The organism is Halomonas sp. AOP12-B1-6 (assembly GCF_052379225.1).
Taxonomy (GTDB): Bacteria; Pseudomonadota; Gammaproteobacteria; order Pseudomonadales; family Halomonadaceae; genus Vreelandella; species Vreelandella casei.
Map to the genome: position 1 here is coordinate 154566 of NZ_JBQSYK010000003.1, position 17267 is coordinate 171832.

General features: G+C 53.2%; 13 protein-coding genes and 3 tRNA genes. 7 read left to right on the forward strand and 9 right to left on the reverse strand.

Annotated features, from left to right (window positions below; all coding sequences use genetic code 11):
• Window positions 1-2418: a ribonuclease R gene (gene rnr, locus ACT3TR_RS09820; protein ID WP_444625333.1), complete on the reverse strand. Its 2418-nt coding sequence runs from the start codon at window positions 2416-2418 to the stop codon at window positions 1-3.
• Between the two features lie 249 nt (window positions 2419-2667).
• On the opposite strand from rnr, the gene ACT3TR_RS09825 reads away from it, so the two are divergent.
• The 3 genes from ACT3TR_RS09825 (at window position 2668) to ACT3TR_RS09835 (ending at window position 3071) form a co-directional block, all read left to right on the forward strand.
• Window positions 2668-2754 (forward strand) — tRNA-Leu (locus tag ACT3TR_RS09825).
• Between the two features lie 98 nt (window positions 2755-2852).
• Window positions 2853-2939 (forward strand) — tRNA-Leu (locus ACT3TR_RS09830).
• A gap of 45 nt (window positions 2940-2984) precedes the next feature.
• A tRNA-Leu gene (locus ACT3TR_RS09835) sits at window positions 2985-3071 on the forward strand.
• 76 nt (window positions 3072-3147) lie between these two features.
• On the opposite strand, the gene ACT3TR_RS09840 is transcribed toward ACT3TR_RS09835, so the two are convergent.
• Both ACT3TR_RS09840 and ACT3TR_RS09845 read right to left on the reverse strand, forming a co-directional pair.
• The gene (locus tag ACT3TR_RS09840; protein ID WP_096278953.1) at window positions 3148-4011 is read right to left on the reverse strand and encodes a DNA/RNA non-specific endonuclease; all 864 of its coding nucleotides are present in this window, start codon (window positions 4009-4011) and stop codon (window positions 3148-3150) included.
• 73 nt (window positions 4012-4084) lie between these two features.
• Window positions 4085-4360 (reverse strand): Lrp/AsnC family transcriptional regulator, encoded by a 276-nt coding sequence (locus tag ACT3TR_RS09845; RefSeq protein ID WP_008958975.1) that lies wholly within the window; start codon window positions 4358-4360, stop codon window positions 4085-4087.
• A gap of 397 nt (window positions 4361-4757) precedes the next feature.
• Here ACT3TR_RS09845 and ACT3TR_RS09850 point away from each other — a divergent pair, with 397 nt between their 5' ends.
• The gene (locus ACT3TR_RS09850) at window positions 4758-5072 is read left to right on the forward strand and encodes a high-potential iron-sulfur protein (protein ID WP_441684752.1); all 315 of its coding nucleotides are present in this window, start codon (window positions 4758-4760) and stop codon (window positions 5070-5072) included.
• Between the two features lie 101 nt (window positions 5073-5173).
• On the opposite strand, the gene ACT3TR_RS09855 is transcribed toward ACT3TR_RS09850, so the two are convergent.
• From ACT3TR_RS09855 to ACT3TR_RS09865, 3 genes are read right to left on the reverse strand one after another with little or no spacing between them, the layout of a single operon-like run.
• Window positions 5174-6739 carry a SpoVR family protein gene (locus tag ACT3TR_RS09855; protein WP_444625332.1) on the reverse strand — a complete coding sequence of 522 codons (1566 nt, stop codon included), beginning with the start codon at window positions 6737-6739 and terminating at the stop codon, window positions 5174-5176.
• A 43-nt stretch (window positions 6740-6782) separates the two neighbouring features.
• Window positions 6783-8069 carry a YeaH/YhbH family protein gene (locus ACT3TR_RS09860; RefSeq protein ID WP_444625331.1) on the reverse strand — a complete coding sequence of 429 codons (1287 nt, stop codon included), beginning with the start codon at window positions 8067-8069 and terminating at the stop codon, window positions 6783-6785.
• Between the two features lie 49 nt (window positions 8070-8118).
• Complete coding sequence (locus ACT3TR_RS09865; RefSeq protein WP_441684746.1) at window positions 8119-10041, reverse strand: PrkA family serine protein kinase; 1923 nt, start codon at window positions 10039-10041, stop codon at window positions 8119-8121.
• 304 nt (window positions 10042-10345) lie between these two features.
• Here ACT3TR_RS09865 and ACT3TR_RS09870 point away from each other — a divergent pair, with 304 nt between their 5' ends.
• On the forward strand, window positions 10346-10861 hold the full coding sequence (locus tag ACT3TR_RS09870; RefSeq protein WP_444625330.1) for an invasion associated locus B family protein: 516 nt from the start codon (window positions 10346-10348) through the stop codon (window positions 10859-10861).
• 39 nt (window positions 10862-10900) lie between these two features.
• Here the strand turns inward: ACT3TR_RS09870 and ACT3TR_RS09875 are convergent, their stop codons facing one another.
• A complete protein-coding gene (locus tag ACT3TR_RS09875; protein ID WP_444625329.1) occupies window positions 10901-11944 on the reverse strand; it encodes a threonine aldolase family protein in 1044 nt (347 codons plus the stop codon).
• A gap of 194 nt (window positions 11945-12138) precedes the next feature.
• Complete coding sequence (locus ACT3TR_RS09880) at window positions 12139-14160, reverse strand: FAD-dependent oxidoreductase (RefSeq protein WP_444625328.1); 2022 nt, start codon at window positions 14158-14160, stop codon at window positions 12139-12141.
• Window positions 14161-14310: 150 nt separating this feature from the next.
• Here ACT3TR_RS09880 and ACT3TR_RS09885 point away from each other — a divergent pair, with 150 nt between their 5' ends.
• Both ACT3TR_RS09885 and ACT3TR_RS09890 read left to right on the forward strand, forming a co-directional pair.
• On the forward strand, window positions 14311-15225 hold the full coding sequence (locus tag ACT3TR_RS09885) for a DMT family transporter (RefSeq protein WP_444625327.1): 915 nt from the start codon (window positions 14311-14313) through the stop codon (window positions 15223-15225).
• A 42-nt stretch (window positions 15226-15267) separates the two neighbouring features.
• Complete coding sequence (locus ACT3TR_RS09890) at window positions 15268-16836, forward strand: bifunctional GNAT family N-acetyltransferase/carbon-nitrogen hydrolase family protein (RefSeq protein WP_096278934.1); 1569 nt, start codon at window positions 15268-15270, stop codon at window positions 16834-16836.
• 115 nt (window positions 16837-16951) lie between these two features.
• On the opposite strand, the gene ACT3TR_RS09895 is transcribed toward ACT3TR_RS09890, so the two are convergent.
• Window positions 16952-17251, reverse strand: coding sequence for an MGMT family protein (locus tag ACT3TR_RS09895; protein WP_444625326.1), 300 nt, complete (start codon window positions 17249-17251; stop codon window positions 16952-16954).
• Window positions 17252-17267: the final 16 nt, after the last annotated feature.

Sequence of the window (17267 nt, forward strand, 5' to 3'; positions counted from 1 at the left end):
TCAACCCTTATTCGGTGATGGCTTGCGCGGACCAGTGCGCGTGCGCCGAGGGCCGCGACGCACAGCAGGCCGATCGCCGTTAGAGGCTTTGGCACCAGCAGCCTTCGCTCCTCCCGCTGTAGAGCCAGCGCCTTCTTCTGCACCGCGACTCTTACGGGGCTGACGGCGCGGCCGAGGCTTCTCATCACCGAGGCCAAAGTCGATTTTACGATCGTCCATATCGACGCGGGCCACTTGGACAGTAAGGCCATCGCCTAACCGGTAAGTAGTGCCCGTCCGCTCGCCCTTGAGGCGGTGCTTTTCAGCTTCGTAATGATAGTAGTCGGAAGGCAGCGAGGTTACGTGAACCAACCCTTCTACGTAAAAGGCATCTAAGCGTACAAACAGACCAAACTGAGTAACCGATGCAATGGTGCCCTCAAACATCTCACCAAGCTTGTCGGACATAAACTCACACTTCAGCCAGCTCTCGACATCACGCGTGGCCTCATCGGCACGGCGCTCAGTCATCGAGCAGTGCTCGCCCAGCTCAAGCATCTGTTCAAACGTATAAGGGCACCATTTGCTCGGCGGCTCAACCGGCGCACCCTCAACGCGTAACACTGTGTTGGTCTGGCGCGGCCCGCGGATAACCGACCGTATAGCGCGATGCACCAACAGGTCAGGATAACGGCGAATGGGCGAGGTGAAGTGCGCATAGGCTTGATAAGCCAAGCCAAAATGGCCTTCATTTTGCGGAGAATAAACCGCTTGATTCATCGAGCGCAGCATAACGGTCTGGATGATATCGAAATCGGGACGATCGGCAATAACTTCACGCAGCGCCTGATAGTCTTGTGGCGTCGGCATATCACCGCCGCCAACAGACAGGCCGAGTTCGTTCAGGAACAGGCGCAGCTTATCAAGGCGTTCAGGTGTAGGACGCTCGTGGATGCGGTAAAGCGCCGGCAAATCATGCTTATCTAAGAAGCGCGCGGTCGCAACGTTGGCTGCCAACATGCATTCTTCAATCAGCTTATGGGCATTATTACGGCTACGCGGAACGATTTTTTCGATCTTCCGCTCATCGTTAAAAATGATCGCCGTTTCGGTGGTATCAAAGTCGATAGCGCCGCGCTCTGCACGCGCTTCACGCAGCAAGTAGTAAAGCTCTTCTAGGCTTTTCAGCGGCTTCACTAATTCGCTGTACTCTGAGCGAAGCGCTTCGCCCTCTTCGCTTTTCTCATCAAGAATCGCCGCCACTTTGTTATAAGTAAGGCGCGCATGAGAGTTCATTACCGCCTCATAAAAGCGATAACGACTAATCGCCCCCGTCTGAGAGATATTCATCTCACAGACCAGCACTAAACGATCCACATTCGGATTCAGTGAACAAAGGCCGTTTGAAAGCAACTCCGGCAGCATAGGAACGACTTGACCAGGGAAGTAGACCGAGGTACCCCGCGTGCGGCCTTCATCATCCAGCGCCGTACCAGGACGTACATAATGGGAAACATCGGCGATCGCCACCAACAGTTTCCAGCCACCCGATTTTGTTTTCCACGCGCACACGGCATCATCGAAGTCTTTGGCAGACTCATCATCAATGGTGACCAGCGGCACATCACGCAAATCAACGCGGTGCTGCTTATCGTCTTCCAGCACTTCGGCTGAAATGCCGCCAATTTGATCCATGACCTCAGGGGAAAACTCAGCAGGAATGTCATAGCTGCGAATCGCTATATCAATTTCCATGCCCGGGTCCATGCGTTCACCCAGCACTTCAACCACCTCACCTACCGGCTGTACGCGGGTAGCGGGCTGCTGAACGATTTTGGCAGAGATCACCTGTCCATCCTGTGCCCCACCGCAGGCGCTATGAGGAATAATTACTTCCTGCGTGATGCGCGGATTTTCCGGAATCAGGATGCCAAATTCAGGTGTATTACTGCGATAAACGCCTACAATCGTTTGCGTGTTGCGGGCGATAACGTCGGCGATGGTCGCTTCATCGCGACCACGACGGTCGCGACCACTAATGCGAGCCAGCACGTGATCGCCGTGAAAAACACGCCGCATTTGACGCGGCGGCAGCACCAAATCAGGCTTTTTGCCGTCATCGCGCAGCAGAAAGCCAAAGCCATCGCGATGGCCCAGCACTTTGCCTTTAACTAAGTCGAGCTTATCAATCAGCGCGTAGGCGCCTCGACGATCGCGCAGCACCTGGCCATCGCGCTCCATGGCGGCCAAACGGCGCCTGACGGCTTCGATAAGATCTTCGTCTTCAAGACCCAGCATGCGGCTCATATTTTCGTGGCTAATCGGCTTGCCGTAGCTTTCTAATGCGGCTAGAAGATATTCCCGGCTTGGTGCTGGGTTGCCGTATTTGTGCGCCTCGCGCTCGGCGTGCGGATCATCACTTAACGTCCAATACTTCATGCGATCAACATCCTTAATGACGTCATTTGCGAGAGGCGTAAAAAAAGCGCAGACGCTATGCGTTGCGGGCGGGCTATTTCAGCGCTTGAGAGGCTAAAATGAATAGGGTTTTGTTTAGTCATAGCCGCAGTATAGCGCCGCGCGTTCAATCACCCAACCGTCTTAGGCGTTGTTTATACAATTTGCTTTATAAAAAGCGCCTGCGAGGCCTTGCATTTAACCATCACCCCGGTATTATACGCGCCACTTGCCCAGATGGCGGAATTGGTAGACGCGCTAGCTTCAGGTGCTAGTGTCCGTATGGACGTGGAGGTTCAAGTCCTCTTCTGGGCACCATACTGTTTCTATACCCATTCATTGGTATAAATAGTGCGGTGTTAAGCAAGTCGGTACTCGTCACTAGGCAGTATTGCTGTTGTAAATGTTTTGTGTTCGCCCAGGTGGCGGAATTGGTAGACGCGCTAGCTTCAGGTGCTAGTGTCTGTATGGACGTGGAGGTTCAAGTCCTCTCCTGGGCACCATACGAACACAAACAGTAGTTCGTTAATCTAAGCTGTAAATGATGCGCCCAGGTGGCGGAATTGGTAGACGCGCTAGCTTCAGGTGCTAGTGTCCGTATGGACGTGGAGGTTCAAGTCCTCTCCTGGGCACCATGACAACATGGTCTCGTACGCATCCCCCCCCTAACTACGCATCATCCCCTCCTATATAGATTCCCTTTTTTAAAACTTACTGAAAACGCCCAGGCCGACGCGATACTTCTTCAAGCGCCCACCCTTGCGTACGCAGCTCTCCCTCCAAAACAGCTTCTACGTCAGCGCTCAAGTCTGGAAAGAAGTTAAGGCCAGTAAGCGCTTCAATTTCATCAATTGTCACCAAGTAATCATCAAGCGGTTCATTACCTCGGACATCTTGCGGCATGATAAATGCCAGCGCTAATGGCGCATCACTATGCGGCGCGACGATAATTTTGTAGAACGCCTCTGGTACTTCTACAAAGCCCACACGATTAAACACGTTATCCATAAAATTTGCGGGAAAAACAGGCCCCGTAATAACCTGCAAATGATCAAAACGCGGGGCAAAATGATCCATGACCGCTTCTTCTAAACGCTGCCATAGCTGACGATTAAGCTGTGGCCGTTGAGGCGTCATGTTACTCATTAAGAAGGTATCGACCTGAGCGCTGCGGCCATGCACAGCAGCAATGGCATAGTTAGGCGCCATATGCCCTCGGTCATAGCCACTGCCCGCATAGTCGCCTGTGCCGATCGGCCAGAGCGTGCGCCAATCCGCCTGAAAATTAGGTCGCGAACCGATTCGCGTCTCGTCGCCAACCGCTTCAACCTGATAGCTCACCCACAGCGGATTAACCCGCACATCAGACCAGCCCACTAAATAGCCGTCGTTACGCAGCACTCGATGCATCGTTGTAGGGCTAAACGCCTCCCATGTCGGCACGCCCATCCAGGTATAGGCATCTTTATGTTGGCGTTCCTGAAACTCCCACAGCCCTGTACCCGCAACAATAAACAGCACAACGATGCCCAGGCGTCGACCGTTACTACGCCAGCGCGAAAACGATTTTCCCAACAGACTTACTCCCTAGCCAGCGCCTAAAAGCGCCTATCGTTTTATGCAAATTTTAAGGGTGAATTTCGAGAACCTACCAGCCTAGGGAAAACATGGTTTCTAGATCGTGGCGCGAATGCACCTGCATGGCGTTGAGTGTTTCTGTATCACTGATACCTTCAACGGCGTTTAAGCGCTCGGTAACAAGCTCGGCTAAACTTTCAAAATCACGGGTACGAGCAATCGCTACCAAGTCGTAACGGCCACAGGTGGAATACACCTCACTAATACCCTCAACATCGGCCAGCCGCTCAGCGACAGCTTTAACTTGCCCTTTATCGGTATTGATTAAAATGACTGCGTTTTGCATGGTGCGCCCTCTCAACAGAAAAAATCACGACTCACAATGGAATGTCGGCGTCGAGCAGAGTATACCAGTGACATGAAGGCTGGCGTAGCACCTGCCGCCGGCGTGGCTTATTGCTAGCCCATCTCATCTCTATGCGCACGACCTTATTTGCACAGACCTATTTGCACAGACCTATTTGCACAGACCTATTTGCACAGACCTATTTGCACAGACTTATTAGCACAGACTTTGTCATCCGCTAGCATCTAGCCGATAATGACCCGCAAGCTGACTGAGAGCCACTTGAAGGCTCTGAATGATGCGTTTTAAGTAAATTAACAGAACGAAAAGACCCAAGAGGTGGATAACCACCCGACAATCGTGGTCAAACGTCAAACCGTGACGATAAGGAGAAATCATGGCTAACCAGAATCGTCGTGACTTCATGCGCAACAGTCTGCTGGGGCTTGCCGCCCTTCCACTAGGTGTGGGCATTCTGTCTAAAACCGCTTTTGCTCAAGGCCTTCCGCGTCTTGATCCTTCAGCGCCTAACGCGCAGGCACTTAATTATGTAGAAGTTGCCAGTGATGCGAGTGATCACCCGGCTTTTGAAGAGGGTGAACTCTGCGACAACTGCATGTTCTATAGCGCTAATAATGAAGGCTGCCAGCTCTTTCCAGAGAATAGCGTTGAACCTGCCGGATGGTGCCAGTCCTGGACCGCTCAAGGCTAGGCATCTGGCCCCGATGAGACGTCTATAACACACTGCCCTGCTCATCATGGGGGCAGAGACTGCTAAAGAGCCAGCGCTAAAAAACCTTTCAAAAACTCGCTTTAGGCAGTGCTGTTTTCATCCTCTATCGGCCAGTGATAGCGCCGCGTTACGCGGCCTTCCTCAAGCGAAACCAGATGAACGGGAAACCCCCATAGCTGCTGCAAATGGCGCATGACGGGGTAAACGCTACGCCCCAACGGGCGACGGTTGTCCTGCACATGATGAAGCGTCAATGAGCGATCTCCCCGAATCGCCGCTTCGGCGACTTGTATATTAGGTTCGCGAACAGACAGCGCATACTGGGTAGCCAGCGCGTCACGCACGCGTCGGTAGCCCTGTTCGTTGTGAATAGCCGCCACTTCAAGCGTCTCAGCCTGATCATCATCCACGACAAGAAACAGCTTATGATCGCGCATCACCTTCGGTGATAAAAACTGCTGAATAAACGATTCGTCTTTGAAGTTACGCATCGCAAATTCTAGCGTCTCCCGCCAGGGTGTCCCGGCAATGTCTGGAAACCATGCTTGATCCTCCTCGCAGGGCGCTTCACAGATCCGCTTAATATCCATAAAAATCGCAAAGCCTAACGCGTAGGGATTAATGCCGCTGTAGTGCGGGCTATCAAAGGGCGGTTGATAAATAACGGCCGCGTGGGACTGCAAAAATTCAAGCATCAGCCCCTCATCGACATCGCCATCGTCGTAAAGCCGATTCATTAGCGTGTAGTGCCAAAAACACGCCCAGCCCTCATTCATCACCTGCGTTTGCCGCTGAGGATAAAAGTACTGTGCTAATTTGCGTACAATCCGCACGATTTCACGCTGCCATGGCGAAAGCAGCGGCGCGTTTTTTTCAATAAAATAGAGCAGGTTCTCTTGGGGTTCCGAAGGATAATGACCGCCACTATGTAGGCCTAAAGGATCGTCATCGCTATTCAGGCTGGCCAGTAGCGGCGAGCCACCCTCCGGCAATCCCGGAATGGTGCGCCAGAGCATGTTTACCTGGGTCTGTAGGTAGGCCTCTCGCTCATCTTGACGCTTAGCTTCCTCTTGCGCAGAGATAGGCGAAGGCCGCTTGTAGCGATCCACACCGTAGCTTTGGAGCGCATGGCAGGCATCCAGCAACTGCTCGACGGCTTGCACACCGTGACGCTCTTCACACTGACTGATGTAGCGTCGAGCAAACACCAAGTAATCGACAATCGATGAGGCGTCGGTCCAGGTTCGAAATAGGTAATTGCCTTTAAAAAAAGAGTTATGCCCGTAGCAGGCATGCGCCATCACCAGCACCTGCATCATCAGCGTATTTTCTTCCATCAAATAGGCAATGCAGGGGTCAGAGTTGATCACCAGCTCATAGGCCAAGCCCATTTGGCCGCGTTTATAGGCTTGATCAACCGCTAAAAACTGCTTACCAAACGACCAGTGATGGTAGCCAACCGGCATCCCTACGCTTGCGTAGGCATCCATCATTTGTTCAGTGGTGATCACTTCTATCTGATTAGGGTAAGTATCCAGCCGATACTCGTCGGCGAGCCTGGCCAGCTGTGCATCGAAGCGCTCCAGCACAGCGAAGTTCCAATCTGAGCCGGTGGCAATCGGCCTGCGTTTGCGAGTCGCACTCATAGCCCACTCCTCTACACGCGGTCCCTAGCCTCGATATAAGGTCTTAGGACTGGCTTAAGCGACGCTTAAACAGCTCGCGAAAGACTGGATAAATATCGCCCGCTTCCACAATTTGCCGCATCGCAAACCGATCGGGAAACTCATTGACCACGCTCTCATACTCATGCCATAGCGATTGATGATCGTGGGGAGTAATTTCAACATAGGCATAGTATTGCAACTGAGGCATTAGCTGCTTAATCAGCAAATCGCGACAGATATTCGAATCATCATCCCAATTATCGCCATCGGAGGCCTGCGCTACATATAGATTCCACTGGCTAGTGGGATAACGCTTCTCGATGATTTTATTGACGAGGTTTAGCGCGCTGGAAACAATCGTGCCGCCAGTTTCACGTGAGTAGAAAAACTCCTCTTCGCTTACTTCCCTGGCGGCTGTGTGATGACGTACAAACACCAGTTCAACTTTCTCATAGTGTTTCTCCAAAAACAGGTAGAGCAGTAGGAAAAAGCGCTTGGCAATATCCTTGTGGTTTTGGGTCATCGAGCCGGAAACGTCCATGATGCAAAACATCACCGCTTGGTTAGAGGGCTGCGGCTGTGCGCTGAGCTGGTGATAGCGCAGGTCATAAGTGTCAATAAAAGGTACGCTGGCAATACGCTTTTCCAAGCGCTCGATCTCGGCTTTTAGCTCAGTGATACGGGCAGGATTGCGCAGTACTGAGTCTTTACGCTCTTCGGCATTCAGTGCCTCAACCGCGTCCTTAAGCGCTCGTTTATTGGGCGCCCGCATCGCAATACGCCTGGCATACGCTTCACGCATCGAGCGGGTAATGCTGATACGTGAAGGAACCCCATCGCGCGAAAGCCCCGCCCGCACCATTTTGACTTCTTCCAATGACTTAAGCGGCTTGCGCTGCAGGTGGGGCAATTCCAGACCATCGAAAACAAACTCTAAAAACTCCTCACGACTAAGGGTGAAAGCAAACTCATCAACACCCTCGCCCTGGTTCGACGCCCCCCCTTCACCATTTCCGTTGCCATCCCCCTTACCCTTTGGTCGGCTAATCTTATCGCCGGCGATATATTCCTTATTACCGGGCGAAACGATATGCCGCGCACCGCCTGGGCCATGCTGGAAGACCGGCTCAGATATATCCTTCGCCGGAATAGAAATTTTCTCCCCGCGCTCCATGTCGGTAATTGAGCGGCGGTTAACGGCCTCCTCAACCGATCGCTTGATATGCTTACGGTAGCGCTCTAAAAAGCGCTGCCGGTTAACCGCGCTTTTATGTTTAGCGTTTGGTCTTCGATCAATAAAGTAGGTCATACGACCTCCTTAAGCGTACAACGTAAGCGCGGCTCTTAAGCGCAGCCCCTTACTGAGACTTGCGTACACGCAAATACCATTCGGATAACAGTCGAACCTGTTTCTCGGTGTAGCCGCGCTCGACCATCCTTGCCACAAAATCTTCGTGCTTTTTCTGATCTGACCGGGAAGCCTTGGCATTAAAAGAGATCACCGGCAGCAGCTCTTCCGTATTGGCGAACATTTTATGTTCAATAACGCCTTTCAATTTTTCGTAAGACTGCCAGCTCGGATTCATGCCGTTATTTTGCGCCCGAGCCCGCAGCACAAAGTTAACCACCTCATGACGAAAGTCTTTCGGGTTCGAAATCCCTGCAGGTTTCTCAATTTTCTCTAGCTCTTCATTCAACGATTGGCGATTGAGTTGCTCGCCGGTTTCATGGTCACGATATTCCTGATCCTGAATCCAGAAATCGGCATAGGTGACATAGCGATCAAAGATGTTCTGGCCATATTCACTATAGGATTCGAGGTAGGCAGTCTGAATTTCTTTACCAATGAACTCCACATAGCGAGGCGCCATAAATTCTTTTATGAAACCTAAGTAACGTTCAAATGCCTCCGACGGCAGCTGTTCGCGCTCTAGCGCCTGTTCCAGTACGTAGAGTAGGTGCACCGGATTAGCTGCCACTTCGACACTGTCAAAGTTGAACACTTTAGACAGAATTTTGAACGCAAAGCGGGTAGAAAGCCCCTGCATGCCCTCGTCCACACCGGCCGCGTCGCGGTACTCCTGAATCGATTTAGCACGCGGGTCGGTGTCTTTCAGGTTTTCGCCATCATAGACACGCATCTTGGAATAGATATTGGAGTTCTCCGGTGCTTTAAGCCGCGAAAGCACAGAGAACTGCGCCAGCATGCGCAGCGTGTCCGGCGCACAAGGGGCGGCGTTAAGCGAAGAATCTTCAAGCAGCTTTTGATAGATTTTGATTTCTTCCGACACCCGCAAGCAGTACGGCACCTTAACGATATAGACCCTATCGAGGAACGCCTCATTGTTGCGGTTATTACGAAAAGCCTGCCACTCAGATTCGTTAGAGTGGGCTAAGATGACGCCATCAAACGGGATCGCCCCCATGCCTTCGGTAGGATTGTAATTGCCTTCCTGCGTTGCGGTGAGCAAGGGATGAAGCACCTTGATAGGCGCTTTAAACATCTCAACAAACTCCATCAGCCCCTGATTAGCGCGGCACAGGCCGCCGGAAAAGCTATAGGCATCAGGGTCATCCTGGGAATAAAGCTCTAACTGACGAATATCAACCTTACCCACCAGTGACGAGATATCCTGATTATTCTCATCACCGGGCTCGGTTTTAGAAATAGCGATCTGATGAAGACGCGAAGGATACAAGCGCACGACTCTAAACTGAGAGATATCGCCGCCATACTCTTTTAGGCGCTTTGCAGCCCAAGGTGACATAACGCTGCGTAAATAACGCTGGGGAATCCCATACTCTTTCTCTAATAGCTCGCCATCTTCTTCCGGGGAAAACAGCCCCAGCGGCGACTCGTAAACCGGTGAGCCTTTAATGGCATAAAACGGAATGCGCTCCATGAGTAGCTTGAGGCGCTCCGCCAGCGAGGACTTACCACCGCCCACCGGGCCGAGTAAATAGAGAATCTGTTTACGCTCTTCAAGCCCCTGAGCCGCATGCCTAAAGTACGCCACAATTTGCTCGATGGCGTCTTCCATACCGTGAAACTCGGCAAAGGCAGGATAACGGCGGATAACTTTATTGGAAAAAATACGCGATAGCCGCGCGTCCTTAGCAGTATCCACTACGCCAGGCTCGCCAATCGCTTCCAGCATGCGCTCGGCAGCACTGGCATATACCGCTGGCTCACGGCGACACAGCGCCAAATACTCTTCCAGGCTCATGTCTTCTTGCTGGACGCGGGAAAAACGGTCTTGAACGTGGTCAAAGATGCTCATGGCACTCTCCTGTGGCCCATCCCCGGACAGTCACCGCCAAGCCATGTGTTTCGCAACGGCGTGCCAAACGAGGTGTCGCTTTTTTAGCGTAGTCAGTATTAGCAAAAAGTGATGACTAAAACCTTCAACGCTAGAGGGTCGAAAAGATTAAAAGCAGCCGAGACGTAGCGGCCAACGTCTAAACGCGACGCTGGAACCCTGAGCTTGTAACATGTTCGAATATAGGTAACCTTTAATCACTTGACGGCAACCGCTTTGAGCCGCCCTTTTTGAAGGCCCGTTCAATCCTAGGAGATAAGAATTCATGCAAATTCGTCGCGCGCTGATGACCGCTTTATTACCACTGTTCGCCGCTACCGCCACGTCAACGGCCCTGGCCCAGCAGAACGCCCAGAACGTCGACACACAGCGCTTTCAGGACTGGGAAGTGAACTGCCCCACCGAAGCCAGTCAGCAGCAGGGCTGCACTATGAGCCAAATCATCAACAACCCAAACAGCAATGAACCCCTGATGCGGGCGATGGTCGGCCACTCGGCTCAGATAGATGGCCCGGTGATGGCCTTTGTATTGCCGCTAGGGGTGAACCTAGCGGCAGGCATGCAGCTGCAGATGGATAACAACGAGCCGGTCGGCTTCCCCTACCAGTTCTGCCAAGAACAGGGCTGTCGCGCCGATCTGCCGCTGGAACCGAGCATGTTGCAGCAACTGCGCGGCGGCTCAACCGCGACCGTAAGCGCCATCGACCCAGACGGCCAGCGCCTTGACATGGACATGTCACTGATGGGCTTTACCAGCGCCATTCAGCAGATCACGCCCTAATCGGTTCGGCGCCCGGCGGCTAAAACCATACGATGCGAGCTAAGCGATTACCTCGTTCACGTCGGCTAACAGCTGATCAAGCAGTTCGACGGTGGTGTTCCAAGCACAGACAAAGCGGGCGCCACCTGCGCCAATAAAGGTATAGAAGGTCCATCCCTTGGCTTTCAACGCTTCAATCGCCGGGGGTGGCAACTCAACGAACACGCTGTTAGCCTCGGTCGGAAACATCAGCGATACGCCTGGCAGCGCCTGCAGCCCTTCCGACAAATAGCGCGCCATGGCATTCGCACGCTGGGCATTGGTTAACCAGGCGCCGCTTTCTAGCAGCCCTAGCCACGGCGCCGATACGAAGCGCATCTTAGAAGCCAATTGGCCAGCCTGCTTACAACGGTAAGAGAAATCTTCGGCAAGCTCACGATTAAAAAACAAAATGGCTTCGCCAAATGCCAAGCCATTTTTAGTCCCCGAGAAACACAGCGCGTCTACGCCGACCTGCCACGTTAGCTCTGCTGGCGAGGCATTGAGGCTTGCACAGGCATTGGCAAAGCGTGCCCCATCCATATGCAGGCGCAGGTCGTGTTTATCGGCAATGGCACGAATGGCCATGAGTTCTTCGCGGGAGTACAGCGTTCCCACCTCGGTTGCCTGGGTCAGCGATACGACTTTTGGCTTTGGATAGTGAATATCGCTTCGCTTAGTGACCAGCGCCTCGATACCTTCAGGCGTTAGCTTGCCGTTAGCACCTGGCGAGGTCAGCAGCTTCGCACCGTTGGAGAAAAATTCAGGGCCGCCGCACTCATCCGTTTCGATATGGGCCAGCTCATGACAAATAACGCTGTGATAGCTGCGCCCCATTGCCGAAAGCGCCAGCGAGTTGGCGGCCGTGCCGTTGAAAACAAAGAAAACGTCACAGTCATAGTCAAACATCTCGCGGAAACGGTCTGCGGCACGGGCCGTCCAAAGATCGTTACCATAGGCCAGATCGTCACTACGGTTGGCTTCAAGCAAATATTCCATCGCCTCTGGGCAAATACCTGAGGTGTTATCACTGGCTAAAAAACGCGGGCTACACTCCGAGGTCATGACGCTTGTCCTTATATCTGGCGATCTTACGGCGCAGGCTGGGTGCCACCAGCGCCTTTAATGCCTAGTTACGCTTAATAAATAGGCCAAGAAATCCCTTATTAACGGATCATTTAGTCTATCGCCATTTATAGGCTAACGTCACCCGCGCTTTTTAAGCACTTTCTTATAAATACGCCCTCATACTTGTATTGCTATAACAGCGCCGCTAAGCGAGTGCCCTGTTCAATAGCGCGTTTGGCGTCCAGCTCGCTGGCTTCATCAGCACCGCCGATAATATGTACCGCCACTCCTGCCTGCTCTAGGGGAGTCAATAAATCACGCACGGACTCCTGACCGGCGCACACCACCACGCTATCCACCGCAAGCAGTTGATCAACGCCGTCTCGCCGGATATGCAAACCAGCATCGTCGATATTGAGATACTCACAGCCGGTTAGTATCTTCACGCCACGCTGTTTAAGCGAAGCGCGATGCACCCAGCCCGTTGTTTTACCCAAGTACTTACCCGGTTTAGACGTTTTACGCTGCAACATCACAATGTCGCGGGGAACCTCTGGCGGCGTGGGAGCCTTTAATCCACCTCGCTCGCCGACGGCTAAATCAACGCCCCACTCGTCGCACCAGGCATCGATATCCAGCGCAGCGTGCCCCTGATGTGCTAACAGCTCAGCGACATCAAAACCAATGCCTCCTGCGCCAATCACCGCCACTCTACGCCCTACCCGACCAGGAGACTCAATTGCCTCAGCGTAGCTAAGCACCGAGGCATGGTCGTAACCTGGCAAGCTTAGCTCGCGAGGCTGAACCCCCGTAGCCAGCACCACCTCGTCAAAGCCCGCTAGCGCTTGCGCCGTGGCCGTGGTGTTCAAGCGCACCTCTACTGCATATTTAGTAAGCATGCCTTGGTAATAGCGCAGCGTTTCGTTGAACTCCTCTTTACCAGGAATTTTACGCGCATAGTTAAACTGACCGCCTAATTCACTACGCCGCTCAAACAGCACCACGCGATGCCCGCGACTGGCCGCCGTCACCGCAGTGGCAAGCCCCGCAGGCCCACCACCCACAACGGCGATGTGCTTGGGCGCCTGTGCCGGCGCAATGATTAGCTCCGTTTCATGGCAGGCACGAGGATTAACCAAGCAGGATGTCAGCTTTCCTGCAAAGGTATGGTCCAAACAGGCTTGGTTACAGGCAATGCAGGTATTAATCTGCTCGGCCTGGCCTGCCTGCGCCTTACTCACCCAGGCCGCATCCGCCAGAAAGGGCCGCGCCATAGACACCATGTCGGCATGGCCTTGCGCCAGCACCTGCTCGGCAACGTCCGGCATGTTGATCCGGTTGGTGGTAATGAGCGGAATCGTTAGCGCCGACTTAATGCGCCGGGTGACCTCGGTAAAGGCCGCCCGCGGAACGCTCGTCACAATGGTTGGCACCCTTGCTTCATGCCAGCCGATACCGGTATTGATCACATCGGCCCCGGCAGCTTCAATCGCCTGCCCCAGCGTGACGACTTCTTCCCAGGTACTGCCGTCTTCAACCAAATCAATCATCGAGAGACGGAAGATAATCACAAAGCGTTTCCCCACCGCAGCACGTACGCGACGGACAATTTCAACGGCAAAGCGCATCCGGTTCGCAAACGGCCCGCCCCATTCATCGTCACGCTGATTGGTCCGCTGGCAGATAAATTGATTAATCAGATAGCCTTCCGAGCCCATCACTTCAACGCCATCGTAGCCCGCCCGTTGTGCAAGCTGGGCGCAACGAACGTAATCGGCTATCTGCTGTTCGACCTCGTCGCTGCTCAGCGCCCGGGGCATAAAAGGATTAATCGGTGCCTGAATAGCCGAAGGAGCGACTAAATCCGGCGAATAGGCATAGCGCCCGGCGTGAAGAATTTGCATGCATAAATGGCTGCCCTCTGCGTGCACCGCATCCACTACCTGACGATGTTCCGACAGCTGCGCGTCATGGGTCAGCGCGTGTGCACCCTGAAATACCGCGCCTTCAGCGTTGGGAGCAATCCCTCCCGTCACAATGAGGCTAACCCCTTCCCGCGCCCGCTCCGCATAAAACGCCGCTAAGCGTGAAAAGCCGTCAGGCGCTTCTTCCAAATTGGTATGCATTGAGCCCATTAATACGCGATTGGGCAACGTTAAATGGCCAATGGTTAGCGGGCGAAAAAGATGCGGATAGGCGGGTTCACGGGTCATCAGGTTTCTCCAGATATTATTAGACGACATTATTCAAACAAGCGTATGACATCCTGATCATCACGTATAGTCCCGCTAACGTCTGCCAATCGCTTGCCCAGCGTATGAATTCACGGCACATTACCCGGCTAACGATAAGGAAACGTTGCTATGCCCTTGATTTACTTTTTACCGCCGCTCGCTACCGTGCTCATCTGGTCGGGCAACATGACCATTAATCAGCTTAGCGTAGGTGCCATTGCACCGAGCAGCATCGCTTTTTTACGCTGGTTATTAGCACTGGCGGTAATGACGCCCTTTGTACTACCAACAGTGCTGCGACACCGCGCGGAGATTAGCCGCCAATGGCCTAAGCTTGCACTGCTAGGGCTGCTCGGTATGGGGCTATGGCAAGGGCTTGCCTATGTCGCGGCAGAAACGACTACCGCGACTAATATGGGCATCCTAGCTGCAATGGTGCCGCTGTTAACGGTGCTGCTAAGTGCACTAATTCTTCGCGAGCCACCCACCCTTGGGGGCATCATCGGCGGCCTGCTGGCATTTGTCGGCGTTACGGTACTGCTGGGGCGTGGCAATCCGCTGTCACTGCTGCATTTACAGGTCGCGCTAGGCGATGCGCTAATGGTCGTGGCGGCCACCTGCTACGCACTGTATGGCGTTATGCTCAAACGCTGGTCGATGAACTTACCGCCCTGGGTAATGCTCTATGCGCAGGTTTGTTTTGCCGTTTTGTTCTTGCTACCACCGTACTTGATGGGTCCAATGACGCCCATCGATGGGCAAAACATTGGGCTAATACTCTATGCGGGTATTCCTGCTTCCGTAATTACCACCTTTTTATGGATGCGTGCGGTGCGTCAAATCGGCGCCAATCAATCAAGTATTTTCATCAATTTAATGCCGCTATTTAGCGCTCTGATTGCGATGGTTTTTTTAGGCGAGCAGGTGGCCAGTTTCCATCTGACGGGAGGGCTGCTGATTCTGGCGGGCGTGATCATGGCGCAAACGCTGACCCGTCCGTTCACACGTGATTTAACCTCCGATAAGTCGAGCCGCGCTCGATAATGCTAGAATGGTCGTTTATTTCTGACGCTGGGAAGCCCTAATATGTCCCTGGAAGAGCTGCATCTTAATCTGCGCAACCTAATGAGCGATGACTACGATCAGCTCAAGACCTTGATGGACGCGGTCTATCACGATATTGGCGGTGCTTGGCCAAAGCGCACGATCGATAAGCTCATTCAGGAGTTTCCTGATGGCCAAATCGCCATTGAAGATGATGGTATTCTGGTCGGTGTAGCCCTAACGGTTCAGGTCGATTACGACGAGTTTTCGAACCCGCACAAGTATGACGATCTTATTGGTCATCGCGAAATTATCCTCAACGACGAGGATGGCGATGCTATGTACGGGCTAGACGTGCTGATTCATCCCGACTACCGGGGTTATCGCCTAGGACGACGTCTTTACGAAGCACGTAAAGAGCTGTGCCGTTCGATGAACCTGCGGTCAATTCTTGCCGGTGGACGTATCCCAGGCTACCACCAGCATGCCGATGAACTTACGCCCGCTCAATATATTGATAAAGTCTCACGCAAAGAGATTTATGACCCGATTTTGTCTTTCCAACAGGCAAATGATTTCCAGGTAAAACGCTTGCTGCGTAAATACCTACCGGAAGATGAGCAGTCTCGCGGCTACGCTACCTTGCTGGAGTGGAATAATATCTTATTTGAGCCCGCCGACAGCGTGCTCGACAACAAGCCGACTCAAGTGCGTGTAGGTGCCGTGCAGTGGCAGATGCGTGAGTTCTCCTCGGTAGAAGCCGCCCTTCAGCAGATCGAATACTTTGTTGATGCCCTCTCCGATTATCAGAGTGATTTTGCGGTCTTCCCCGAGCTGTTCTATGCACCGCTGATGGGCCTTCAAGACCGCGATGCCCAGAAGGATCAAATGGGCGCTATTCGCTTTTTGGCCGGTTTCACCGAGCGATTTAAGCTCGAGCTATCGCGTATGGCGGTCTCGTACAACATCAACATTGTTGGCGGCTCGATGATAGAAGTCGGTGACGATGACAGGCTCTATAACATCGCTTACCTGTTCCACCGTGATGGTAGCGTTGAGCGTCAGGCCAAACTGCATATTACCCCTCAAGAGCGCCGCGACTGGGTGATAGAGGGTGGTGATGAGCTTCAGGTGTTTGATACGGATGCAGGCCGCGTAGGCATCTTGATTTGCTATGACGTGGAGTTCCCAGAGTTGGGTCGCCTGCTGGCCGATCAAGACATGGACATCCTGTTCGTGCCCTTCTGGACCGACACTAAAAACGGCTACCTGCGCGTGCGTCACTGTGCCCAGGCAAGGGCGATTGAAAACGAGTGCTACGTGGTGCTCTGCGGCAGCGTTGGCAACCTGCCTTCGATTGAAAACCTCGACATTCAATACGCTCAGTCAGCGGTTTTCTCGCCTTCCGATTTCGCCTTCCCGCACGATGCGGTGCTGGCGGAAACGACGCCCAATACAGAGATGATCTTCTTCTCTGATTTGGATCTCACACGCCTCACCGTCGTGCGCGCTGAAGGCTCAGTGACGAATTTGAAAGACCGTCGTAAAGATTTGTTCGATCTACGCTGGCGTGACTGGTCGTGGAAATCCGGCGGTAAGTCAGAAGAGTGAATGAGAAGAGTGAATGAGAAGAGTGAATGACCGCACCACGCCTTGATCGCTAAGCCGAATACAACAACGCCGCCCCATTGGGCGGCGTTGTTGTTAGTGAGCGGCACGGTTGCTCTCAATCAGGCCAGACAAGATAGGCAGGCACCCGCCCCTTAGCATCAAATAACACACCTTCATCGCGTAGTTTCTGATGCTGACGCTCAGCCCCACCATGATCAGCAAGCTTTAACGACGCCGCAATCACGCGATGCCAAGGCAACTGATGGCCATCCGGCAGATGCCGCATCGCCGAGCCTACCATGCGCGGGGTCGCGCCTTCCGTCATTTTAGCAATGCGGCCATAGGTGGTGACACGGCCCGGCGGAATCTGATCAACGATCGTATAAATCTGTTCGAGTAGTTCAGGCCGAGCCATGACGACAACCTCCTTT

What these genes read in the sequence shown, in the direction of transcription:
- rnr (WP_444625333.1), bottom strand. Translation starts at nt 2,418, where the DNA reads ATGAAGTATTGGACGTTAAGTGATGATCCGCACGCCGAGCGCGAGGCG.
- ACT3TR_RS09855 (WP_444625332.1), bottom strand. Translation starts at nt 6,739, where the DNA reads ATGAGTGCGACTCGCAAACGCAGGCCGATTGCCACCGGCTCAGATTGG.
- ACT3TR_RS09850 (WP_441684752.1), top strand. Translation starts at nt 4,758, where the DNA reads ATGGCTAACCAGAATCGTCGTGACTTCATGCGCAACAGTCTGCTGGGG.
- ACT3TR_RS09880 (WP_444625328.1), bottom strand. Translation starts at nt 14,160, where the DNA reads ATGACCCGTGAACCCGCCTATCCGCATCTTTTTCGCCCGCTAACCATT.
- ACT3TR_RS09875 (WP_444625329.1), bottom strand. Translation starts at nt 11,944, where the DNA reads ATGACCTCGGAGTGTAGCCCGCGTTTTTTAGCCAGTGATAACACCTCA.
- ACT3TR_RS09845 (WP_008958975.1), bottom strand. Translation starts at nt 4,360, where the DNA reads ATGCAAAACGCAGTCATTTTAATCAATACCGATAAAGGGCAAGTTAAA.
- ACT3TR_RS09895 (WP_444625326.1), bottom strand. Translation starts at nt 17,251, where the DNA reads ATGGCTCGGCCTGAACTACTCGAACAGATTTATACGATCGTTGATCAG.
- ACT3TR_RS09870 (WP_444625330.1), top strand. Translation starts at nt 10,346, where the DNA reads ATGCAAATTCGTCGCGCGCTGATGACCGCTTTATTACCACTGTTCGCC.
- ACT3TR_RS09890 (WP_096278934.1), top strand. Translation starts at nt 15,268, where the DNA reads ATGTCCCTGGAAGAGCTGCATCTTAATCTGCGCAACCTAATGAGCGAT.
- ACT3TR_RS09865 (WP_441684746.1), bottom strand. Translation starts at nt 10,041, where the DNA reads ATGAGCATCTTTGACCACGTTCAAGACCGTTTTTCCCGCGTCCAGCAA.
- ACT3TR_RS09860 (WP_444625331.1), bottom strand. Translation starts at nt 8,069, where the DNA reads ATGACCTACTTTATTGATCGAAGACCAAACGCTAAACATAAAAGCGCG.
- ACT3TR_RS09885 (WP_444625327.1), top strand. Translation starts at nt 14,311, where the DNA reads ATGCCCTTGATTTACTTTTTACCGCCGCTCGCTACCGTGCTCATCTGG.